Here is a 22,790-nt window from a genome sequence, read left to right on the forward strand (position 1 = left end):
ATCACCGAGCGAAAATCCTGAGGAGCCTTATGACGTTTTGGGCAGAAAACGTTCCAACCACGATTTTATTCTTATCCACAATAGGAAACTGTCTGACACCAGTTTCAAGCATCATCTCAAGGGCATAGCCAAGACTGTCGTTGGGACTTAGGATTATTGGACGAGTGTTCATGATCTCTTTTACCGGCCTGTCCCAATCAAAGTGTGCCTCTTTAATTGCATCCAGACCAACGAGAATATAGTCGGAAGGCGGAAGCATAAAATTAATTATTTCATCAATCGAAATAAACCCAAGGAGCTTTCCTTTATCATCTGTAACAACAGCACAGGTTTCATGCTCAAGCTCCTTAATAAGCTTCTCAATCTTGTCTTCTGGAGAGAGTCTTAGAAAGTTCCTTTCCATTGCAAGTTTTATTGGCATCTTCGAGAGCTTAAACACGTTTAGCTTAGGTTTTTCCTTATCTTCCGGCAACGCCGACACCCTCCGCTCCTTAGTCTACGGTGGAGCTTCTTATAAAGGTTAAATCAAGCTGCTTTCATTGCTAGTGAAGACCTTTATACCTTTCAAGGATTTTAAATTTTATGATACGACACTCACAAAGCATTTTCGCCGGTTATAGATTTCATGTTATTCTTGGTTCTGCCTTCTGTTGCTACTCCGAACTTCTTACGAGCATCTCAAAAAAAGACCATTAAATCCGTTGTGATAGAGTCCAATTTCCTTCCATCCTAAAAGATGAGGCTTCCAGCCCACAAGAGAGATGTGAAAAGTGCTTTAAGAAGAAAAGAAAAAGTTCACTCGCTCTTCTCTTCTTTCGGCTCTGTCCAGGTCTCTTCGTTGGTCTGCATTATCTTTTTCCTATACTCCTCGTACTTTTTCCTAGCTTCTTCGGCCTTCTCCTTCTCACCCAAGTACTCGTAAGCCTCAGCCACATGTTTCCACCACATTGGATCCTCTTCTGCCTCTTTCAAGCAGTACTCAAGGAACTTCTGATATGCCTCTCTGGCAAGCTCTTCGTTGCCAAGTTTTCTCGCTATGTTTCCAACATCCTCCCAAAATACACCCTCCTCTTGAGCCTCTTTCATATAGTATTCCAAAGCCTTCTGCCATGCTTCTCTCGCTTTCTCTTCGTTGCCCAACTCCTCATAAAGCTTTGCAACATCCTCCCAGAACCAAGGTTCTTCTTCAGCGTAACGCTCCAAAGCCTTTGCAGCCCGCTCCATGTTCCCAGCTTTCTTCCAGTATTCATGAGCTTCTTTGAGATAGTATGTGTCCTTCTCCTTCTCATAGAGTTGCTCATAAATTTCAGCGGCTTTTTCATATTTCTCAGCTTTCTCATATGCCCATGCCGCACTTTCCATCCAGCCAAGCTTTTCATACATCTCAGCAGCCTTCAGATAGTTTCCTTTCTTTTCATACTTCCTTGCAGCTGCCTTATAGTTGCCTTCCCTTTCCAGCTTTTCAGCACTTTTAAAGCGGTCAATTAAGCCTAAGTCTGGCTCACTAATATACCATATTCCAAAAGCCAATCCTAAAATGAACAGAACTATTATTCCTCCAACAATCTTGAGCTTCTGCCAAGTTATGCTTAGGTAAGTCGCATAGGCACTGAGAGCTGTTGGGACTAATAGGTAAGCTGCATACTTCCAGCTCTCTGCATAGAGAGTCAGCACAAGGAAGAAGCCTAGCATCAAGGTTAGTCCCAAAAATCCTAGGCTTAGGACAATTCTAACAAGCATCCAAAAGCCCCATTTGTAGATTATCCCTCCAGCTATCGCAATTATTAGGGCCAAAAATCCTATGATATAAAGTTTCAACTTGTCCATACTTTCACCCCCTCTAGCTCAAGTAAAACCTTCTTGTACTCCTTTTTTGGTGTGTAGTTTCCTAGACCTGATTTTAAAACAACTCTATGACATGGAACAATTATTGGGTATGGATTTCTCCGCATTGCATTGCCTATAGCCCTCGGAGATGTCGATAACATCTTGGCAAGCTCTCCATAGGTTATAACGCTTCCTCTTTTAACCTTTTTTGTTAAAATTTCATAAACTTTCCTCTCAAAAGGAGTGATACCTCTGAAGCTTAGAAATTCCAAAGCATCTTCGTTTTCAATTCTACCAACCAGCGCATTATAAACAATCTCCGGGTAATCCGTTTTTTCTTCAACTAAATTTACCAAAACCTTTCTGTGCTCGAGAAGTGCTTTTAATGAGTTTATTCGCTCCTTGAGATATTCATATCCATCAAGAGAAAAAGTCAATCCATCAATTTTCTGCTCAAAAATTACAGCAATCCAGATTTCTCTTCCAAGAATTTCAAACTTTTCAATGCTTATCATTTTCACACCTCTTGATCTTTTCCATTGCCAGCCTTAAAGGTCCGTATAGGGAATAAATTTCCCTTGCATATATGAACGATCTACCAATGACACGGCGGAACATTATAGTATAGTATTTCCGCCTTATTGGGTCTTTTGGGTAGTTTAGAGTTTCCAAAAGCTCGCTCCAGTATCTAACTAAAATGTCTTTTTCTTCCCTAGTAGCTTTTCTTAAATGTCTGTTTTCTTCTGTGGAAGTTTCTGCTTTAATCTTCTGCTTGTAAACCTCATAGAGAACAACAGCAACAGCATGGCTTAGGTTCATTATTGGATACTCCTCACTTGTTGGAATTGTAACTGTAAAGTCCATTTTTTCCAGTTCATCATTGCTTAAGCCTTTACTCTCTCTGCCGAAGAAAATCCCAATTTTACCGCTGTAAAGAAAAGATCTCTTTGCAAATTCTTCAGGACTTATTGGTGTCCTCTCCGGAAGATAAACTTTCCCACTTACCCCAGTTGTTCCCACAGCCACATCAACCATTTTCAGCGCTTCATCCAGAGTTGTGACTATTTTCGCATTCTCTAGAACATCTTTGGCATGCATTGCAAATTTGTATGCCTCACCAGTAAGTTCTGGTGGATTAACTAATATTAATTCTCTAACACCAAAGTTTTTCATAACCCTTGCAACAAAACCAATGTTCATCTGATACTCCGGCTCCACTAAAACTACCGCAACTTTCATTTTTATCGGAAAGGATTTAAGGTAAGGGATTAAAAATGCTTGCGGTGGGAGAATGAAAAGAGAGAAGCTTGCATTATTCATTTACCTTTCAGCTTTTGTAATCCCGCTCTACATGATGCTTGGTATTGTGATGGTAATTCTAACAAATGAGGCAATAGTTTTGGGGAGAAGTGTAGAAGGAAATACCTTGCTCATGATGGAAGCACCAATTATCGCTTTAGTTCTCCTGTCTTTGGCATTCTTCAAGAGAAAAGCGAGGTTTTTTGCTAGTATCTCTCTCTTTTCAGCATTTGTCTTAATGATAGTTCAAAGAGCAGATATTACCATCTATGTGATTCCACTTGCTGGACTCGTGCTTTCTCTATTTGCACTCGTAGTTGGTTTTCCAAAAGATAAGCAGCAGGTCAGCCTAAATGAGAGGATAATAAATGCTGTCATAGGAGTAGCATCCATATTTGCACTAGCAGAGGCATGGAATTTTGTCTGGCCCAATAAGGTGAAGCTATTGATATTTCTACTCGGAGCAATTGGTGCTTTATTGATGTTCTCCAAGAACAGGGTAATAGCGAGCGGCGGAATTCCTCTCCTAGCAACGTTTTACTGCTCAGCCGCATACGCTCTATATGCTCTCAACTATAATCCACAAATAAGCTGGCAGACTTTTTGGGCAGCTTCAGTTGTTCTGATTACATATTCCCTAATTCCCTTAAGAAAGCTTTTGAGGTGAGAAAATGGAGATTTGCATACTTGGAGCTGGTTCAATTGGCTCCCTTTTCGGCGCTTTATTAGCGAAAGCTGGAAATGAAGTAACACTCATAGGAAGAGAAGAACACGTGAAGGCAATAAATGAGAAAGGACTCAGAATTGTTGGTGTTGAAGAGTTTACAGTTTATCCAAAAGCCGTAACTTATGCTCCCGAGAATGAGCCTGATTTGATAATACTGGCAACAAAATCATATTCAACAGCCCATGCTTTGAGCTGTGCCAAACACTGCATTGGAAAGAAAACTTGGATTTTGAGCATACAAAATGGACTTGGCAATGAAGACTTGGCATTAAAGTATACAAAAAATGTTCTTGGAGGAATAACTACAAACGGAGCAATGCTTGAGGAATGGGGAGTTGTTAGGTGGACGGGTAAGGGAATAACAAAAATTGGCGTCTATCCTAAGGGGAAGAATGAAATGGCTGAAAAAGTAGCCAGAGTATTTAATAATGCTGGCATTGAGACTCAGGTGAGTGAAAACATAATAAGCTGGAAGTGGGTTAAAGCACTGGTAAATTCAGCCATTAACCCTGTTGGGGCTTTGCTTGAAGTTAAAAACGGATTCCTGCTTGAAAATGAATATCTGCAGGCAATTTTGATGGAAATTGTAAAAGAAGGCTGTAGAGTCGCAATGCAGTGGGGGATTGAGTTCGAAGAGCATCCTCTTGAAGTTCTCATAGACACACTTGAGAGAACCAAAGACAATTACAATTCCATGCTTCAAGATTTGAAGAGGGGCAAAAAAACAGAGGTTGATTACATAAACGGCAAGATAGTTGAATATGCCGAGAATATTGGACTTTCAGCACCCATGAATAATTTGCTGTGGAGTTTAATAAAAGCGAAGGAACATCTGACGCAAAGTAAATAAAGCAACTAATGAATATTAATATGGGGGAATGAAGATGGCAATATTTGGAGGAAAAGAAAGCAATGTGTTTGAGACAATAAACAAACACTTAGAGATGGTAAAGCTTACATTGGAAAAATTCAAAGAAATGATGGAAGTTTACCTTGAAGGAGATTTTGAAAAAGCAGAAGGATTAATGAGAGAAGTTGAACAGTATGAAAGGGAAGCAGATCACCTCAGAAGAGAGATTGAAACAATGCTTTATCAAGGGGCATTTCTACCTGCAAACAGGGGAGATTACGTTAGACTTTCAGAACTTATAGATAATACAGCTGATGCAGCTGAAAGTGCAGCTCATGTGCTTATTTTGGCAAAACCAAGAGTTCCAAAGGAGCTCAAAGAGGAAATAATGCAGCTTGTTAATGAATCTCTTAAAACCTATGAACTAGTAAAGAAGGCAACAGAACTGTTGAATGAGGATGTAAATGAAGCTCTCGAGTATGCAAAGAGAACAGAGGAACAGGAAGAAGAAGCAGACAAGCTTGAGTATGATATACTCAAAAAGATATTTGAAAGCGAAAAAGTAACAACCTATGCAAAGCTAATTTGGAATCAAGTCATAACTAAAATCGGAGACATCGCAGATAGGGCTGAAGATGCCTCAGACCAAGTTATGTTGATGGCAATAAAGAGGAGGGGTTGATGTGAAAATCTTAGTTGCCGCACCATTGCACCCAAAGGCCATCGAACTTCTAAAGAGCGAAGGTTTTGAGGTTATCTATGAAGAATATCCGGATGAAGAGAGACTCATTGAACTTGCAAAGAACGTTGATGCTATAATCGTCAGAAGCAAGCCAAAAGTTACAAGAAAAGTAATTGAAGCCGCAGAGAAACTCAAGGTAATTGGAAGAGCTGGAGTTGGCTTGGATAACATTGACCTTGAAGCTGCAAAGGAAAAGGGAATTGAAGTCGTAAATTCACCAGCAGCATCAAGCAGGAGCGTTGCTGAGCTAACTTGGGCTTTAATTTTAGCAGTTGCAAGAAAAGTTGCCTTTGCCGACAGAAAGATGAGGGAAGGAGTTTGGGCAAAGAAGCAGTGCATGGGAATTGAGCTTGAAGGTAAGACGATTGGAATCATAGGATTTGGAAGAATTGGCTACAACGTTGCGAAAATAGCAAAGGGCTTCGGAATGAGAATTCTTCTCTACGATGTCATCAAGAACTATGAGAAAGCTGAAGAAGTTGGTGGAAAGTTCGTCGAGCTTGAGGAGCTTTTGAGAGAGAGTGATGTTATAACAATTCACGTTCCGCTCTTAGACAGCACGTACCATCTCATTAACGAGGAAAAGCTCAAGCTCATGAAGAAGAATGCAATTCTGATCAACCCAGCGAGAGGCCCAATAGTTGACACAGAAGCTCTGGTTAAGGCACTCAAAGAAGGCTGGATTTATGGTGCTGGATTGGATGTATTCGAGGAAGAACCACTTCCAAAAGACCATCCGCTAACAAAGCTTGACAATGTTGTCCTAACACCTCACATTGGAGCAAGCACCTGGGAGGCTCAAGAGAGAGCTGGCGTCCAAGTTGTAGAAAAGGTCATAGAGATCCTCAAGCAGAAAAAGGGATGATATTTTCTTAATTTTCTTTTTATACCCTTCCTCGGCGAAATATTTAAATAGCCAGTTTTGGTTTTCATCAATGGGTGTGGGCCGGTAGCTCAGCCTGGGAGAGCGCTGCCCTCGCAAGGCAGAGGCCGCGGGTTCAAATCCCGCCCGGTCCACCAATACTTTGTCTTTTCTGAAAATTCAAAAAGAAGAATTAGCCATAGATCATATCAACTTACTTTCCCAGCTGTATTGAATTTTAAAGTCTATTTCTTTGATCTCTGAGTCTAGTAGAGATGAAATAAAACATAGGACAAACGTTAATAAACTTAATAACGTAATAACACATGGTGATATTTGTGGAAGTTGAATTGTTGAAAAAACTTGTTTCTATACCATCCCACTTTGGTAAAGAAGAAAGGATTTCTGAATTCATAGCTTCGTTTCTTGAGCCTTATGCCAAAGTCGAAGTTCAAAAAGTCAATGGATTTGGGAACAATGTTATTGCATATTTAAAAGGTGTGAAAAATACAGTTGTGCTTAATGGTCATATGGATACGGTTGGATTGAGTAATGGATGGACAAAAAACCCATGGGGGCAAATTGAAGAGGACAGATTTTACGGCCTCGGAAGCGCTGACATGAAAGGAGGCTTAGCAGCATTAATGAGCGCTTTTGTTGAAATTGCAGAGCTTTCACGGCGTGAAAGACCCAATATAATATTTACTGCCGTCGTTGACGAAGAAGGTTATTCTCGAGGTGCTTGGGAATTGATCAAAAGTAAAAAACTTAACAAGGTGGATGTTGTTTTATTAGGAGAACCTACAAATGAAAAACTCATGTTAGGGGCAAGAGGAAGGTTTGTTATTCAAATTGAAGCATTTGGTAAGAAAGCTCATGCTGCAAGGCCTGATCAAGGTATCAACGCAATAGAAGAGCTTTCAAAGCTTCTAGCGAATTTAGGTAAGGCAAAACTAAAAAAGCATCGAAAACTGGGGGAAGGAGGTTTCTGCACACTTGAAATTGAAGGAAAAGCAGATGGACTAAGTGTTCCCGAATATGCAAAGGCAATAGTTGACAGGCATACGGTAGTTGGAGAAGACTGGGAATTTGTCAAGGGGACACTTGAAAAGCTTGCTCAGAAACTTAAAATAAAAGCCCAGCTGAAAATTGAGAAATTCAAGAGACCTACTCCAGAAATGCTACCCTACTATGTTAAAGAGAACCTTAAGATTGTAAAAACATTTAGGCGTATATTTAAACAGAAAACAGGCAGAGAAGTGGAAATAACCTATGGAAAGAGTGTTGGAGATTTTAACTACTTTGGCACTTATTTAGGAAAGCCGACGTTAGTTTTTGGCCCAATCGGAGGAAACTGGCACTCTGCCGACGAATGGGTCAGTATAAGCTCAGTGAAGAGAGTTAAGAAAATATATTTGAGCTTCTTGAAAGCCTTAGTTTGATCCCCTTCTTTGTCTTTCAAGAAGTTTATAACTGAAAGTTAGGAGCTTAATTATGGGTGTTAGATATTGGAAGAAAACCTTATCAAAGCAACTGTTGAAGCAATTCAGCTGGCTGTGACAAATCTTCCCAAAGACGTTGTTAACGCAATAAAAGAAGCATATGAAAGAGAAGAAAGCAAAATTGCAAAATTTAACCTCGAGAACATTCTTAAATCGATTGAAATCAGCAAATCCGAGAAAATTCCAATCTGCCAAGATACTGGAACGATAACTTTTTTCGTTGAAGCCGGGATCAAAAATCCGTATCTTAGCGAAATTAGAGAAATTTTAGTGGAAGCGACAAAACAGGCCACACAGAAAATTCCTTTAAGACCTAATGCTGTCGATATTCTCACAAACAAAAATTCCGGAGATAATACCGGTAGATTTACTCCAATACTCCACTGGGAACTTGTTGATGGAGATAAGATCAGAATCGCAGTTCTGCCTAAGGGTGGCGGGAGTGAAAACTGCTCCGCTTTGGCAATGTTGAACCCAGGTGAAGGCTTTGAAGGGGTTAAAAAGTTTGTTATAGAAAGAGTCAAAGAATGCGGAGGAAAACCATGTCCTCCAATTGTTTTAGGCATTGGAATCGGGGGAAGTGCAGATTTGGCTTTAAAGCTTGCTAAAAAATCACTTTTAAGACCTCTTGGAATAAGGCATGAGAATGAAAAAATTGCCCAATTGGAGAAAGAAATCCTGGAAGAGATTAATTCACTTGGAATTGGGCCGATGGGTATGGGAGGTAGAACAACGGCTTTGGACGTTAAGATAGAATACGCTCACAGACATCCAGCATCTCAGCCCGTTGGATTGATAGTTCAGTGCTGGGCTCACAGAAAAGCGTTCATAGAGATAGACAAAGAAGGGAGTACTAAGATCTGGCAGTAATTTTTGAGACATCAAATACCTTCCCAAGTTCCTCCAAAACAGCATCATAAAGCCAGGTGTACTCTTTCAATCTCTTCTTTCCAATTACAAAATACTCTTTTCCACCTTCTCCGTTAAGGTCCTTAACGGCACCTAAAAAGATGTACCCAGCCCAGCCAAGAGGATAATTCGTGCTTTGAGCAATTCTTATCATTTCTTCAGCATCTTTTTCAGCATCATCAAGCTTCCCTAGTGCTATGTAAGCAAGGCATCTATATGAAAGAGTATCAGCGGCCCTACGGTAGTTTCTGACTCTGATGAAATAATCCACAGCTTTCTTTCCATATTCAACAGCTCTTTCGTAGTCTTTGAGGAGGAAATAAGCTTTTATAAGTTCCATATAGGACATATGCTCCAAAAACAACAGATTGTATGCCCTTGCAACTTCCAGTGCCTGTAAGTAATACTTTAGCCCATCTTCAAGTTTTTCCATTTCTGTATAAATATCTCCGATATGAAGCAATACAACGGCTTCAAGTTCTGGATACAGCTCCATTTTCCTTATTATCTCAAGCTCTTTAAAAGCACTTTTGAAGGCATCTTCAAGCTTTTCCATATAGAAATAGAACTTCGTGAGTTGCACATAATACCAGAGCTCGATCTCTGCATCATCTATACCTTTTACAATGCTTTCAAGCTCTTTCAAGTATTTTTCCGCTTTCTTGAAGTCATTAAGCTCCATGTAAACATCCGCCAGGGAGCTTATGACATCTGCCCTGTGAATCCCATCAATATCATCCTCAATTTCAAGCCAGAGCTTGAGAGCTTTTTCAAAGAAGCCCTTCTGAAAGTATATATTCCCCAGTTCTTTTTTAGCGTAGGGATTATCTTTGATCTGAAAGAGAATCTTCATGTATGCATCAGGAAAATCTTGGACAACTCTCTTAAATTTCCTCACTCTCAACTCAGTCAGATCTTTAATTCTCTTTTCATCGCCAAGCTTAACCGCATATCTAAATGCCGTCAAGAAATTCTTGGCAGTATTCCTTTTCAGCAGATAATCTAAATACTCCAAATAGTATTCCTTTTCATCAATTTCTCTTAGTTCCCTTGCAAAACCTTTGAGCAAATCATGGAGAAAGTAAACTTCCCCTCTCTTTTCGATTATTCCTTTGTTCAACAAAGAATACAGGACAACAAATGAGTTCTTCTTTCCATATAGTGCCTTAATTGCCTCATATTCAAGAGGTTCATCAAACAAAGAAATTATCTGGAGCATTAGCTTTTCATCGGAGTTCAACTGCTGATATACCTCACTGAAGAGGAAATCAAAAACGTTGTCTGCTTTTATTCTTTTATTTTCTTTATATGCTTCCCCAAAGAGAGTTAGAGCCAGAGGGTGGCCCTTCTTTAAATTGTAAATCTCAACGAAGTCAGATACATCAAGATTCAAGCCCTTCGCTCTTAAGAGGGTATACGCATCCTTAAGACCGAGACCCTTTAAGTGGAAATACAAAATATTTTCACTAGCACCAAGATGTAACCTTTCTCTGGATATCAAAACAAGCCTTCCCTTTCTTATCCTCAGAGCTAAAAATGAAAGTAACTTGAGTATCTTTTCATCAGAGCACTTATACACATCATCAACGACAATTTTGGCTTTTGTATTTTCCACCCCTTCCAGCATCAGCTCAAATATATCCCTTTCCTCCTTACCTCCACTCCTCAAGTACTCCAAAAGCAGAGAATAATCAAGGGTGTTTAAAAACAAACCAATTTGCCAGACAAAATAATCAAAACTATCAATCTCGCTCATCTGGTACCAGAAAGCGTCTCCAAAAACTTTTGCTGCCAAAGTCGTTTTTCCAATTCCTGCTATTCCGTAAATCACTATTACAGATTTTTCTGAGGATAACAATGTCTCTACCTCAGTCTTTCTTCCGAAGAATTTCTCCACATTTGGTATCTTGCTTTCAAGGAGGGACACTTCATAGCTTTTATTCTCAGAAGTTTTGATTATCACTTCTCCAGGTTCAAAGCTAATTTTAACTTCCCTAACTTTTAAGGAGTAAACTCTGATATTCTTTCCCCTAACTCTCGTCCATTTGCCTTGAACAAATCCCAGTCTCTCTAGCATCTTTAAACGTCTTGAAATGTCAGTCTCATCCTTTTGAAGAATCCTGGCAAGTTCTCTGGGGTTGAATGATCCAGATTTAAGAATAGACAAAATCTGGAGATTTACTTCACTGGAGAGAACTTTCATTAGTTGAGGAGTGTCCATTACCTACACCTTTCCTTGTTTAATTATGCATTATTATGTTTTTATATTCATCGCTGGATAATTTGAAACATACATTGAATTAAACCTTTCATAAATTACATTCAGAATTGCTAAAGCTAAAAAAGTTGAGGAAGAGGAAAAAATAAAAACCACGTTTGGAAGGTTTGAATCATCTCCATAGTTGGTTTATATAGATTTACACTTTCTTATATGTATCAGTTCTTGATATCTAGTTGATTACATATGCCACCATGCCAAAATTTAAAGAGGAGGAGAACCGTTTTTCTTTTCAAGAGCCTTTTTAATCTGCATCATGAAAAAAGCTTCTTCAGCCCTCAGTACCTCAATAACAGTCCTCTTATCGACCCCCGTACTTCTGCTTATGTACTCCACAAGCTCCTTCTTTATCTCCCTGATCATTGCTTTTCCCTCTTCAGAGGAATATTGAGAATTACAAGACCAGCTATTGCAAGCCCAGCAAGGGCCAAGAAAACAGGATTCTTGCTGCTCTCATTGTATGGGAGTTCATACTTAATGACCCCATTTTCAAAGCGAATGTTCTTTGCATCCTCAGGCAGGACGATTGTGATTGTCTCAACCAGTCTTCCCTGCCCTCCAAAGAGCGGCTGAACTGCTGTGAGAACAACGGTGTTTCCAGTTTGCGTTGAAAGGGTCAAGTCACTTTCTCCAAGCTTGAACTCCCAATATGAGCCTTTATTTACAGCTGCTCCAAGCATTACATAGCTTGCTTTAATCTGATTGTTTGAATCATCCCACTCAATCTTCATATTCTTGTACTCTGTGTCGCTTCTCTTGTTTTCAAACTCCCTCCTCAGCATGTATGTAGTTGGATAAGCTTGCTTCATCTGGAGGTAAAGGTTTGGGGTGAACTTCCACATCTCAGTAACGTGGGCATTACCAACCTTATCAACCGTGACCTTCATTGTTCCATCAATTTTGTACTCAACAATCTTAATCTCCTGAGCCACAGCGAGAGGAAGGAGCAGGAGGAAGAATAAAACCAGGACCTTCCTCATTTTCATCACCCCAGCTTAAAGGTACTCACAATGTACTCACCCAGCTGGTTGTACTCACTGTTGCCAGCCGGGAAGTCGTAAACAACCGCAAATCCCATTCCATTCGCTGTGAAGTACCTTGCAACTGCTGAGTAGTCCCCATAACCTGTGTCAATTGTGTAAAGAACTGTGTAAACTGTTTGACCAGCTATGCTTGCCTGAGTTTCCTGCCTATCTTTTATCGTTGCTCCTATATCAGCTAAGCTCTGCTCAAATGCATAAACCATGTCCTGAACACTTGCCCCATGAGAGTAAAGCACCATGAACTCAAACTCCCCATCAGGGCTCATCAGATAGACGTAGCCGCCATAATCTTCAGGAGCATCCCAGTTGGCTGGATAGTCAAAGGAGAAGTAGTCGCTAAGATAGGTGTTCCATTGGGTCTGTGTGCCTCCACTAGTTTCTCCGCCCGTTCCGCCTCCTGTACCTCCAGTACCCCCAGTTACACCACCAGTTGTCCCTCCCGTAGCTCCTCCACCAGCAGGCTGCAGTGTTATCCCCCACCTGCTGAGGATATCAGCTGGCAGCTGTGGAAGCTCCGGGGGTACTATGCCTTCACTGTGAAGCTTAGCTATGTCGATTATTATGTGGGGTCCGCTCATGGCCTCCTGCCAGGTCTTTTGTATGCCAACTTGAACAGCTTGCTGGAATGAAACGCCCGCGTTTATCGCCGTTGCTTCAACAGGAATTATTGCTCCACTGGGCAGCTCTATCAGAGGGAAGGCATGCCCTGGCATCAGGACTATGTATGCCTTAAGTCCCTGGGACATGGCCAAAGAAGCAAACCACAGTGCTAGATCAATGCATGTCCCGCTCTTATCCCTGATTACGTCACGTGGAAACATTACGTGCTGGGAAGCTTTGCCTGTCCAGTATCCTGTGGGCTCTGTCTTGTAGGAGAAGCCGTTCATCACCGCTAGAGCCCACATGCCGCTGAGGCTTTTGATGGCTTCTTCATCACTTAAACTTGCACCTGCTCCTCCAGCCAGTTTATTACCCATATCAGCGAACTCTCTAACGATGGGATCACTCGGCGTCACCCATGCCGTCAAAAGCGGAGCGTTGCTGAAGGTGTCATAAAAGCTACCGGTGCTTTCCTCCGGACTGAGTGAAGAGAACACAAAGTCGTTAACTCCCAGTATGTTCAAAGGCTTTGTTATACTCTCCTCTTTGATCTCTCCGTTCACTTCGTAGGTTATGGTTATCCTGAGATTCGATGGGGTCGCCGCTGTCAGTTTTGTAACCTCACTTGAGAGAATCGGATAGTAAAGATCAACTATCGTCCCGTTGGGCACAAGAATTGGGTAACTTTTCTCAGTCTCCGAAGCATAGTTGTCAATAAAGTACCTTATTTTTATGTTCTTTATCGCACCGTTTCCTGAATTGTGAAGAACGATCTTTGCAACCCAAAAGCCGAGTTTTGGATTGCCGTAGACTTTGTATGCTCCAGACATTATTTGCTCCTTTGAGTAAACTTTGTACTCAAGCTTTCCTTCTCCTCCGCCTCCAAATGCTCCGACGTAACCCGCTATGGAAAACACAAGCAGTGCAACGAGAACTCCCGAACCAATAATTTTGGCATTCATGGTATCACCTACGTTAAATTGCCTAAACTGGTACTTACGAGCTGGGTTTGAAAGAATTAGTCAAACCCAAAAAAGCTTTAAGGTTGGAGTTAAACCTTATTATGGTGATGTCATGAAGCTAAAAGTCCCTTTGAGCGAGAAAGATGTCCTAAAACTTAAAACTGGCGACATCGTTCATCTTTCTGGAATCATATACACGGCAAGGGATTTAGCCCACAGAAAGATCATCGAGCTTGCTAAACGAGATGAACTGCCCTTTAACTTAGAAGGCACTGTTATTTACCACTGCGGACCTGTTGTCCGAAAAAATGAGGGAGAATTTGAAATAGTCTCAGCTGGCCCAACAACAAGTGCAAGGATGAACTACTATCTCGACGAAATTCTGTCCTTGGGAGTTAAGGGAGTTATCGGGAAGGGAGGAATGAACCCAGAGCCTTTCAAAAGACACAAAGCCGTTTACTTTGCCTTCACAGGCGGAGCTGGATCTTTAGCAGCCAAAAGTATTAAGAGAATCCTAGATGTTTACTGGCTCGATGAACTTGGCATCCCTGAGGCAGTTTGGGTTTTAGAGGTTGAAAAGTTTCCGCTTTTAGTTGCCATTGATTCACATGGAAATTCGATCTACAAAAAGAGTTAAAAGCTAAACAAAGCTATTCACTATAGCCGATGATGGCAACAGGGTAGCTGCCGATTGATGACGAAGCCGTTCCAGTCTGAGGCTATTCGCACGGCACCAAAAGCACAGGCAGCTTTGAATCTCTTATGACCCTTTCTGCCGTGCTTCCAAGGAGCAAATCTTTAATGATGCTTCGCCCCTTCTTGCCCATTACAATAAGCGTTGCACCTTTTGCTATTGAGAATCCAATTATTCCCTGAGATGCGACGCCAGCAAAGACCTCCCTTTCAACCGGGAACTTCACGATTTTTGCATATTTCTCAAGGTTCTGCTTAGCCTTTGCTATATTTTCTTCAAGCTCCTCAGCTTTACCATAATCAACAATATGAAGAAGGATTCCTTCCTTAACAAGCTCCTCAAACTTCTTAACAGCCTCCATTATCCGTATTGAACATGGTGAGAAATCCAAAGCCACCAGTGGTTTGTCAAAAATTTTCTCGCAGTCACTCAGACACTTTATCCTCTTCTCTTCCTCATCCCATTCGTATCTAATTAAGAGAACAGGCTTTTTAGTTGCCCTTACAAGATTTGAGGCAGTACTGCCTAAAAACATCTGGCGCAAGATGTTTTCTCCTTTTGAGGGGCTTATAATAAGATCAACATTCTTTTCTTTGGCAATCTCCGCTATCTCCAATGAAGGAATTCCAAGCTTTACAATTGGTTCAACTTCTATTCCTCTCCCTCTAAGCTCATCCGCCAAGTTGTTTAGTTGTTCCTCATCAATCTTCATAAGCTCAAGAGCTTCAATATCGGTTGCAGTAATATCAACTATGTGTACAAGGTAGAGCTTTTTAGCTCCAAGCTCAAAGAACTTTGGGACACAGTTCCTTAAAGCATGTAAGGACACTTCAGAAAAATCCGTTGGGAAAAGTATCTTCTCAAACATCGGATTCACCATAATATTTTATGCTGTTGAAGTATTTAGGTGTTGCCGAAGGGAATATAAACACTCACACGTATTATCCTTTGTAATGGAGCGAAGAGTCGTCTTAGAGACCGTCAATCTTGTTAAGAATTATTACATTGGGAGAAAGATAGTGGTTCCAGCTCTTAGAGGGGTTAGTCTAAAGATTTATGAAGGAGAATTTGTTGCAATAATTGGACCCAGCGGAAGCGGAAAAACTACACTTCTTAATATGCTCGGCCTATTAGACAGACCCACAAGCGGAAAAGTGTATATTGATGGAATTGATGTTAGCAATCTTAACGATAATCAGCTTTCTGAAATCAGATTGAGGAAAATTGGCTTTGTTTTCCAATATTACAACTTGGTTCCCATTTTGACAGCATTAGAAAACGTTGAGCTACCAATGCTTCTAGCAGGAATCCCAAAGAAGAAGAGGATCAAAAGAGCAAAAGAGCTTCTCAAATCCGTTGGATTGGAAAAGTTCATGCATCACAAACCAAATGAAATGAGCGGAGGACAACAACAAAGAGTTGCTATTGCAAGAGCTTTAGCTAATAATCCAAGCATAGTCTTAGCAGATGAACCAACTGGAAATCTTGACACCCAGACATCGAAAGAGATAATAGCTTTAATGAAGAAAATAAATCAAGAGAAAGGAACAACCTTCGTAATAGTGACTCACGATGTTGAGATCGCAAAAGAAGCAGAAAGAATTCTTCAAATAAGAGATGGGAAGATTAGTGGGGTGGAAAAGTTATGAAAAAGATCACCATCATGCTGTTAATATTCATGTTAACTGTATCAAGCATAATCAATGCCCAGCGTCAAGAAGAAGATGGAGAGGAATATTTACTGACCTTTTCTGGTTATTTAGGAATCGGAGATGTCTTAACTTTCGGGAACTACACCTTGACTGTTATAGACGTACTCTCCAGCCCCAAAACTGGAGTTGCCAGTAGTGTTTTGTTTAAGCTTAGAGATAATACTGCGTTTGAGGAGACCACATTCTCCCTTAAAGAAGGTGAAGAGTATCAGTACAAAGACGTGAAGATTAAGCTCGTTGTTATAACTCTTGAGGATAATCCCAGGGCATTAATCAGAATTTACTCAAAAGCCGTTGATGTGTTTTATGGAGATGCCTACGAGAGGTCAATCTTTAGATACGGGCCTATAAAGTTCATAATCCTTGAAATAGAAAATGAAACATTTCTGGCGAGATATGAGAAGAAGGGAGAGGCCGACTACCGTTATTTTGGAACTGGTTATTACTACTGGAATGATCTTTCCATCTATGTGGAAAACATAACAAACAAGACAGTGAGACTGAAAATTAGAGCACCAAAATATGCCCAGTATGCAATTATCAGAGGAGCGGAAATAACTATTGAGAAAGTTGATTTTGGAGAGGTTGAAATAGGTTCACCCTTTAAGCTGACTATAACGCTGAGAAATGTAGGGAACAAAAACGCCCGATTCATAAGCATCTATTTGTATTCCAAAGAGCAGATCCAAGAAGAACAAGTCCAAACGATTCTCCCAACAATCACGATTCCCCAATTTGAATCTTCTTTGCCCTTCGCTGCCTACAGAGAAAGTCCAATTAAATATCTCGAAGTTTTAGCTCCAGGAGATGAGAAGACAATTGTTTTCACATTAATTTCCTCAAAGAACCTCAAAGAAGATGTTTATCCACTTTACATTAGGATTGAATACCAAGACGAAGATGGAGCAAAGAAAAGCAAGGAAGTTCAGGTGGGAATTCCGGTTGAGGACAAGATAAGACCAAAAGTCATTATCGAGGAGTTTAAAGTAATTCCGTCTGTTGTTCAGCCCGATTCAAACTTCACAGTTAGAATAAAGCTCAGAAATATTGGAAATTCAATTGCTAAGCATGTTAAAGTCAAAGTTACGAGTGAAAAGCCGGAAGAAGAAAGGCAGGTAACCTATCCATACTTCCCCTCCAGCGAAGGAACAGTGCAGCAAGAGATTGACATATTCCCCATAAGCAGACAAAACCTCCTTTACTTCTCTGAAGTCAATACGACCGCTGAAGGGGAACTATACTTCAAGATAAAGCAGGTTCAGAGAGGGATCTATCCCCTCTATGTCACAATCACCTACGAAGATGAAAATGGTGTTATCTATAAGGAAAAAACTATGTTTGGGGTTGAGGTGAGTGCCTATCCTCTTCTCGACCTTTATATAGGGAACATCTGGGAGAGTGGCGGAAGATATAACTTTGAAGTTTATGTTGTCAATGAAGGCAAAGACGTTGCAAGAGGGGTAACTCTTGATGTCACTTCAGAGCAGCTTGAGCTGTTTCCAGTTGGTCAAAGATACGTGGGGAGTATTGCTGGATTGGACTACGACAGTGTAAACTTCCAAATTCTAAACAGGACTATTCCGAAGGGAGAATACGTTATTCATGCCAAGGTATATTATAAAGACGAAAAAGGTCAGGAAAAGAGTTTCGAAAAAGATTTAGTCATTAGAATCCCCGAAACTTTAACATATTCAGAGAAAAAGCCCTATGAGTACTACATCGGTGGAGGAATTCTATTGCTGCTCATAATAATCCTTCTGTGGAGGAGAAAAGGTGTGGAGTGAGCTAGTTAAAATTGCAGTTAGAAACTTAACAAGAAGAAAGCTTAGAACACTCTTCACAATGTTAGGAATTATAATAGCCGTTGGCTCAGTTACTGCCTTAGTTTCCATAACTCAAGGTTCTCGAATGGCAATAGAGCAGGAACTTGAGAGCACAAGCAATGTTCTCATGGTGATGCCCGGAGTGAGTGTTTCCATAATTAGAGCAGCAACTAGTACAATGAGCGAGGACATAGTGAAGAAAATAGAAAAAATCGACCATGTCGAAGCTGTAAACCCCGCTTTAATAAAGTTTACGACGATTAAGTATGATGACTGGATTCTTGAGCTCACAATCATGGGAGTTGATCCAAAGCGGGCAGAGAAGTTTTTCGCTCTCCGTGGACTTCACTTAGAGAGGGGTGTATTTTTGAGGAAAAACGATAGATACAAGGCTATTCTCGGCTATCTGTTAGCTCATGGGAAGTTCGCAACTTTTGACGGAGAACCTGTTAACTGGGACATCATGCCCGGACAGAGAATAATAATCTACGATGACCAGGGGAATGCATACGAGTTTAAGGTTATTGGAAACTTTGAGGAGAGCGGACAGTCTTTCTTAGCGGGTTTCTTGGATATGATGGTAGTTGTTCCGTTAGATACACTTCAAGAAATGTTCCATGAAGAAGGAAAAGTCAGCATAGTTGATGTATGGGTTGATGACGTTACGTTCATTGATGAAGTTAAGAAAGAAATTGAAAAAGAAGTCCCCGGGGTTACAGTCATCACGGCAAGGCAGAGCGTTCAAATGGTTCTTATGATTCAAAAAATGATGCACAATCTTTTGATTGGAATTGGTAGCATTGCTCTATTTGTAGGGGCCCTTGGAGTTATGAACACGCTTTTAACTTCAGTAATGGAGAGGACAAGGGAGATTGGAACTTATAGGGCAATTGGGGCAAAGAAGAGCTTTATCCTAAAAATGATTTTCATTGAGGGAATAATATTGACAAGCATTGGTGGCATTTTGGGCTTTTTCTTTGGAATTGGGGCTGCGAAAATGGTGGTCTTCATCTTCAGGCAGAGAGGCCAGTTGTTACCTGATCCAATAATTGACATGAATGTCATTGCAATAGCTTTTGTAATAACAATCCTAATTGGAATAATCTCAAGTCTGTATCCAGCAAAGAAGGCATCAGACCTGAGCCCAGTTGAGGCTTTGAGGTATGTTGAATGAAAAGGATTATATTCTCATCGAAGCAATTCAATTTGGGTGGTATCATGAAGAGGGTTCACCTTTTTGACTGGCATAAGGAGCATGCAAAGAAGGTTGAGGAGTTTGCTGGTTGGGAAATGCCAATCTGGTATTCAAGCATAAAAGAGGAGCACTTGGCTGTTAGAAATGGTGTTGGAATTTTTGATGTCTCCCACATGGGAGAGATATTCTTCCGTGGTAAAGATGCCTTAAAGTTTTTGCAATATGTTACAACAAACGATATCTCAAGACCTCCAGCGATAAGCGGAACTTACACACTTGTTTTAAATGAGAGAGGAGCTGTTAAGGATGAGACTTTGGTTTTCAATATGGGTAACGATACATACATGATGGTCTGTGACAGTGATGCCTTTGAAAAGCTCTATGCGTGGTTTGTCTCAATAAAAGGGGCAATTGAGCAGTACACCGAGCTGGATTTGGAGATAGAGAATAAAACCTATGACATGGCAATGTTTTCAATCCAAGGGCCTAAAGCAGGAGATGTAGCTATGGAGCTCTTTGGAATTGACATAAACGAGCTCTGGTGGTTCCAGGCTAAAGAGGTTGAGCTTGATGGAATAAAGATGATTCTCTCAAGGAGCGGGTACACTGGAGAGAACGGATTTGAGGTTTACTTTGAGGATGCAAATCCATACCATCCTGATCCAGAGAAGAGAGGAAAGCCAGAGAAGGCTCTCTATGTCTGGGAGAAAATCCTTGAAGTTGGCAAGAAGTACGGAATAAAGCCAGCTGGCCTTGGAGCAAGAGATACACTTAGATTGGAAGCTGGCTATACACTCTATGGAAACGAGACGAAGGAATTGCAGCTTTTGAGCACTGACATTGATGAGGTAACACCTCTGCAAGCTAACCTCGAATTTGCAATCTTCTGGGACAAGGAGTTCATAGGAAAAGAGGCCTTACTCAAGCAGAAAGAGAGAGGGTTGCCGAGCAAGATGGTGCATTTCAAGATGGTAGACAAGGGCATTCCAAGGGCTGGCTATAAGGTTTACAAAGACGGAAAAGAGATCGGAGAAGTCACAAGCGGTACAATGTCTCCGCTCTTGGGCATTGGAATTGGTATAGCTTTTGTTAAGCCAGAGTATGCTGTTCCTGGAGTTGAGATTGAAGTCGAAATTAGAGGTCAGAAGAAGAAAGCAATAACAGTTAACCCACCGTTCTATGACCCGAAGAAGTACGGAGCATTTAGAGAAGAGTGAGGACGGAGGTTTCTTTTTCCTTCTTTTTCTGCCACTAAACATTTGTTAACTAAGTCAAAAACTTCCTTTTAACCTCATAAAACAGCTCATCCTCGCCAAGTTCATCTTTCAGCTTTTTAAAGTTCTCTTTAAGTCTCGGAAGACGAGATTTTGCTCTCATAAGCATTGTATTGCCCAACTCAACGGCAAACTTTAGGTATTCATCATCAACCAGAATTTTGCCATCTTTTCCTAAAGGCGCTGTTAGATACTCAGTTCCGTTTATCTCGACGAGAATTCTCTCTTTCACAGCTTTGAATGTTGTGTACTTGAAGCCGGAGGCTAAGCCAAGTTCATGGAGCTTTTTAGCTACATCAAAGCTCTCCGCAACTATATGGAAAATTGGGGGTTGGGATTTTAAGAAGATGAATCCCCTTTGAGCTTTCTTTAGACTCTCTTTTGCCTCTTCAAATGTTATTGGTCTGTGCTCTTTTATGAGCCATCTTGAGAGGGGCTTTGCACCTAAATCTGGCTCTTCGATAATTCCTATTCTTCCTGAGCATGAGCTTGTGGTGTAAACGCCTTTGATTGAGTTGATAAGCATGAGAAGGTCAACAATGTCCTCATCAACTTTTTTCTCTCTTATCGCTGTGAACAGGCTTTGGAGTGCTTCTCTCTTGGCTTTCATTGCAATTTCACCCCTAACAGCTCGACTGATTTAAAACTCCACAAATTCTGGGTTAAACTGGATTAAATGCTCTGAGATTTGTTCTTTGATGTATTTTGGCGAAAACTTTATAAAGATATCCCAAAAAGTTAAGCTGGAAGTGGCCGGGGTGGTGTAGCCTGGTTAGCACAGGGGACTGTGGATCCCCTAGCCCGGGTTCAAATCCCGGCCCCGGCCCCAGAATTATTGTTCTCCCAGAATAAAAAGCTTCCAAAGCCAACTCCAGCAAACGCGACATGTTAATGCCCTCTTTCCTTGCAAACTCAACCAAATCAGCCCGGATTCTCAGCGTTACATTACGCGTCTCTGAACGCTTCCGTACATCACCCGTGCAAATGCACGTGTATTTACACGTGTTTGGTCCCATAGCCTGACACCAAAAAGAGTGAAGAACCCCGATTTAAACAACTTTCGCACGCAGAAACCGGTGTAAGGCAAATGCCTTACACTGAAAGCCAAAAAATAATAAAGGGCATTAATCCACCTCGCCGTAAGCGAGAATGAAGAACGCCTCAAGGGCGGTGACGGAAGGAACCCTCACACAGTCCTGCCTCCTTGGGAACAGCACGTGCTCGAAGTACTCAACGAATATCCGAAGCTTAAGAGCACTCTTTAAATCAACCAACCCCCGCTCAACAAAGTCGTCGAGGACGTGATTGAAGAGGTTCCTGGCATCAAGGAGAGCCTCACGGTCTGCATAAGTCCCAATCAGCAGGGAGTAAACCTCCCGCCAGAACTCTTTTGGCACGTCAAGTTCGCTCAAACGCTCAACCAGTGCCCCAGCCACCTTCTCATGGACCTCCTCAAGGTTTAGGCTTCCAATTTCCTGGAAGAGTTTGGATACAACCACTCCGACCGCTTCCATCGCCAACCACCAACACCCGCCCCTCAAGATGAGCAATTAAACATAACTCTTGACCACTGAGTGAAGTCATTAAGAAATCCCCTTTGGCTCGAGTTATCAAATTTGATAACTCGGAAGCCCCCCGAGTTTCATTTTTTGCAACTCGTGAAGTGTAAAAGAAGAGCGGAGAGGGCCTCTTTTCATTGGGCTGTTTTCATTAATTTTTGCATTTGAATGCGAGTTGCAAAAAATGCAACGCATAAACTTGTACATTCACTAAATCACGTCCAAAAAAGAAGGCACGAGAAGGCTTGAATTAGCTGAAAAACGATGCTAAAACAAAAAGTCTCACGAAAGGTGCGATACAGCGTTTTCCCATAATTTCCGGGCAACCCCCTTGGGCGGTTTGTGGCGCGACAATGGGGTGGACGAGCCCTCAGAAAACCCCGTTTTCATGTGGGTGTACAGAAATGTGCTCTTAGAGATGCCGGTGTAAGGCGTTTGCCTTACACCGAACCGTTCGCAAAAAAGTTGGTGAAGAAATCTGGGGGTTCAAAGAAGGCCTTCAATCAGCTTGTAATCCTCTTCCGGGATTTCTCTCATTGCCTTGCCCATCAGGTGGCCGCTCCAGCGCTTCTTGTTGGTGATGAACTTCAGCTTTGGAATGAGGGGCTTGAAGTCAAGTTCGCCGAGCTTTAGGGGCTTGATCTTAATCCTAAGTGGATAAGTCTCGTTGAGGTGAGGCGGGCTCTTGAAGATTCTGCTTGAGTCGGTGTAAGGCTCGCTAACGACCTCAAAGATGCCGACGATTTTGGGTTCGAGAACTTCTTTGTTCTTCCTTTCCTGCTTGACGTAAAAGACGAGCCTGTCGCCAGGTTTAACCTTGGCGATGGTGTTCTTGTGTCTCTTAGCCACGCCCCAGACGTTCTTCTTTTTGACAACCTCCCAGTTGTCGCGATTGGTGATGCAGAGCCAGTACTTCATTTCAAACCACCGCT

Annotated in this window: 23 protein-coding genes and 2 tRNA genes; 13 read left to right on the forward strand and 12 right to left on the reverse strand. The window is 41.4% G+C overall.

Translation table 11 applies throughout. The features are described from left to right. Window position 1: 1 nt before the first annotated feature. The 4 genes from TES1_RS08160 to TES1_RS08175 all read right to left on the reverse strand — a co-directional run bounded on the left by TES1_RS08160 (window position 2) and on the right by TES1_RS08175 (window position 3,066). Complete coding sequence (locus TES1_RS08160) at window positions 2-472, reverse strand: CBS domain-containing protein (protein ID WP_227738480.1); 471 nt, start codon at window positions 470-472, stop codon at window positions 2-4. Between the two features lie 323 nt (window positions 473-795). Next, window positions 796-1,827, reverse strand: coding sequence for a tetratricopeptide repeat protein (locus TES1_RS08165; RefSeq protein WP_042681808.1), 1,032 nt, complete (start codon window positions 1,825-1,827; stop codon window positions 796-798). After that, on the reverse strand, window positions 1,815-2,342 hold the full coding sequence (gene otg, locus TES1_RS08170; RefSeq protein WP_042681810.1) for a methylated-DNA--protein-cysteine methyltransferase: 528 nt from the start codon (window positions 2,340-2,342) through the stop codon (window positions 1,815-1,817). The genes TES1_RS08165 and otg overlap by 13 nt, the downstream gene beginning before the upstream one ends. Next, window positions 2,329-3,066, reverse strand: a complete 738-nt coding sequence (locus TES1_RS08175; protein WP_042681812.1) for an RNA methyltransferase — start codon at window positions 3,064-3,066, stop codon at window positions 2,329-2,331. The genes otg and TES1_RS08175 overlap by 14 nt, the downstream gene beginning before the upstream one ends. 52 nt (window positions 3,067-3,118) lie before the next feature. Between TES1_RS08175 and TES1_RS08180 the strand changes: the two genes are divergently transcribed. The 7 genes from TES1_RS08180 (at window position 3,119) to TES1_RS08210 (ending at window position 8,679) form a co-directional block, all read left to right on the forward strand. Next, window positions 3,119-3,793, forward strand: coding sequence for a hypothetical protein (locus TES1_RS08180; protein WP_042681814.1), 675 nt, complete (start codon window positions 3,119-3,121; stop codon window positions 3,791-3,793). Between the two features lie 4 nt (window positions 3,794-3,797). Further along, entirely contained in the window at window positions 3,798-4,703 is a 906-nt protein-coding gene (locus TES1_RS08185; protein ID WP_042681816.1) for a 2-dehydropantoate 2-reductase, read from the forward strand. A 34-nt stretch (window positions 4,704-4,737) separates the two neighbouring features. Next, on the forward strand, window positions 4,738-5,385 hold the full coding sequence (locus tag TES1_RS08190) for a TIGR00153 family protein (protein WP_042681817.1): 648 nt from the start codon (window positions 4,738-4,740) through the stop codon (window positions 5,383-5,385). A gap of 1 nt (window position 5,386) precedes the next feature. Beyond that, complete coding sequence (locus TES1_RS08195; protein ID WP_042681819.1) at window positions 5,387-6,310, forward strand: D-2-hydroxyacid dehydrogenase; 924 nt, start codon at window positions 5,387-5,389, stop codon at window positions 6,308-6,310. Window positions 6,311-6,388: 78 nt separating this feature from the next. Then, window positions 6,389-6,465 (forward strand) — tRNA-Ala (locus TES1_RS08200). 180 nt (window positions 6,466-6,645) lie between these two features. After that, on the forward strand, window positions 6,646-7,749 hold the full coding sequence (locus tag TES1_RS08205) for a M20 family metallopeptidase (protein ID WP_042681821.1): 1,104 nt from the start codon (window positions 6,646-6,648) through the stop codon (window positions 7,747-7,749). Window positions 7,750-7,815: 66 nt separating this feature from the next. Continuing rightward, complete coding sequence (locus tag TES1_RS08210; protein ID WP_042681823.1) at window positions 7,816-8,679, forward strand: fumarate hydratase; 864 nt, start codon at window positions 7,816-7,818, stop codon at window positions 8,677-8,679. Here the strand turns inward: TES1_RS08210 and TES1_RS08215 are convergent. The 4 genes from TES1_RS08215 to TES1_RS08225 all read right to left on the reverse strand — a co-directional run bounded on the left by TES1_RS08215 (window position 8,663) and on the right by TES1_RS08225 (window position 13,601). Continuing rightward, a complete protein-coding gene (locus tag TES1_RS08215) occupies window positions 8,663-10,939 on the reverse strand; it encodes an NB-ARC domain-containing protein (RefSeq protein WP_042681824.1) in 2,277 nt (758 codons plus the stop codon). The two genes, TES1_RS08210 and TES1_RS08215, sit on opposite strands and share 17 nt — an antisense overlap. Window positions 10,940-11,200: 261 nt before the next feature. After that, window positions 11,201-11,359, reverse strand: a complete 159-nt coding sequence (locus tag TES1_RS11035; protein WP_173391297.1) for a hypothetical protein — start codon at window positions 11,357-11,359, stop codon at window positions 11,201-11,203. Beyond that, a complete protein-coding gene (locus TES1_RS08220) occupies window positions 11,356-11,976 on the reverse strand; it encodes a hypothetical protein (RefSeq protein ID WP_042681826.1) in 621 nt (206 codons plus the stop codon). The genes TES1_RS11035 and TES1_RS08220 overlap by 4 nt, the downstream gene beginning before the upstream one ends. A 5-nt stretch (window positions 11,977-11,981) precedes the next feature. Next, the gene (locus TES1_RS08225; protein WP_042681828.1) at window positions 11,982-13,601 is read right to left on the reverse strand and encodes a cysteine protease; all 1,620 of its coding nucleotides are present in this window, start codon (window positions 13,599-13,601) and stop codon (window positions 11,982-11,984) included. A gap of 112 nt (window positions 13,602-13,713) precedes the next feature. Between TES1_RS08225 and TES1_RS08230 the strand changes: the two genes are divergently transcribed. Beyond that, the gene (locus TES1_RS08230) at window positions 13,714-14,238 is read left to right on the forward strand and encodes a FumA C-terminus/TtdB family hydratase beta subunit (protein WP_042681830.1); all 525 of its coding nucleotides are present in this window, start codon (window positions 13,714-13,716) and stop codon (window positions 14,236-14,238) included. Window positions 14,239-14,320: 82 nt separating this feature from the next. On the opposite strand, the gene TES1_RS08235 is transcribed toward TES1_RS08230, so the two are convergent. Further along, window positions 14,321-15,163: a universal stress protein gene (locus tag TES1_RS08235; protein WP_042681831.1), complete on the reverse strand. Its 843-nt coding sequence runs from the start codon at window positions 15,161-15,163 to the stop codon at window positions 14,321-14,323. Window positions 15,164-15,248: 85 nt separating this feature from the next. Here TES1_RS08235 and TES1_RS08240 point away from each other — a divergent pair, with 85 nt between their 5' ends. From TES1_RS08240 to gcvT, 4 genes are read left to right on the forward strand one after another with little or no spacing between them, the layout of a single operon-like run. Continuing rightward, window positions 15,249-15,944 carry an ABC transporter ATP-binding protein gene (locus TES1_RS08240; RefSeq protein WP_042681833.1) on the forward strand — a complete coding sequence of 232 codons (696 nt, stop codon included), beginning with the start codon at window positions 15,249-15,251 and terminating at the stop codon, window positions 15,942-15,944. Next, window positions 15,941-17,791, forward strand: coding sequence for a COG1361 S-layer family protein (locus tag TES1_RS08245; RefSeq protein ID WP_042681835.1), 1,851 nt, complete (start codon window positions 15,941-15,943; stop codon window positions 17,789-17,791). Before TES1_RS08240 ends, TES1_RS08245 begins: the two co-directional genes overlap by 4 nt. After that, window positions 17,781-19,004: an ABC transporter permease gene (locus tag TES1_RS08250; RefSeq protein WP_042681837.1), complete on the forward strand. Its 1,224-nt coding sequence runs from the start codon at window positions 17,781-17,783 to the stop codon at window positions 19,002-19,004. Before TES1_RS08245 ends, TES1_RS08250 begins: the two co-directional genes overlap by 11 nt. Before the next feature lie 41 nt (window positions 19,005-19,045). Then, complete coding sequence (gene gcvT / locus TES1_RS08255) at window positions 19,046-20,242, forward strand: glycine cleavage system aminomethyltransferase GcvT (RefSeq protein WP_042682821.1); 1,197 nt, start codon at window positions 19,046-19,048, stop codon at window positions 20,240-20,242. A 49-nt stretch (window positions 20,243-20,291) separates the two neighbouring features. On the opposite strand, the gene taw3 is transcribed toward gcvT, so the two are convergent. Beyond that, a complete protein-coding gene (gene taw3 / locus TES1_RS08260; protein ID WP_042681839.1) occupies window positions 20,292-20,909 on the reverse strand; it encodes a tRNA(Phe) 7-((3-amino-3-carboxypropyl)-4-demethylwyosine(37)-N(4))-methyltransferase Taw3 in 618 nt (205 codons plus the stop codon). Window positions 20,910-21,051: 142 nt separating this feature from the next. Here taw3 and TES1_RS08265 point away from each other — a divergent pair. Further along, window positions 21,052-21,128: transfer RNA gene (locus TES1_RS08265), tRNA-His, on the forward strand. A gap of 295 nt (window positions 21,129-21,423) precedes the next feature. On the opposite strand, the gene TES1_RS08270 is transcribed toward TES1_RS08265, so the two are convergent. Then, window positions 21,424-21,819, reverse strand: a complete 396-nt coding sequence (locus tag TES1_RS08270) for a hypothetical protein (protein WP_144080605.1) — start codon at window positions 21,817-21,819, stop codon at window positions 21,424-21,426. A gap of 525 nt (window positions 21,820-22,344) precedes the next feature. Then, window positions 22,345-22,776 carry an EVE domain-containing protein gene (locus tag TES1_RS08275; RefSeq protein WP_042681842.1) on the reverse strand — a complete coding sequence of 144 codons (432 nt, stop codon included), beginning with the start codon at window positions 22,774-22,776 and terminating at the stop codon, window positions 22,345-22,347. Window positions 22,777-22,790 lie beyond the last annotated feature (14 nt).

The organism is Thermococcus paralvinellae (genome assembly GCF_000517445.1).
In the GTDB taxonomy this organism is placed as follows: domain Archaea; phylum Methanobacteriota_B; class Thermococci; order Thermococcales; family Thermococcaceae; genus Thermococcus_B; species Thermococcus_B paralvinellae.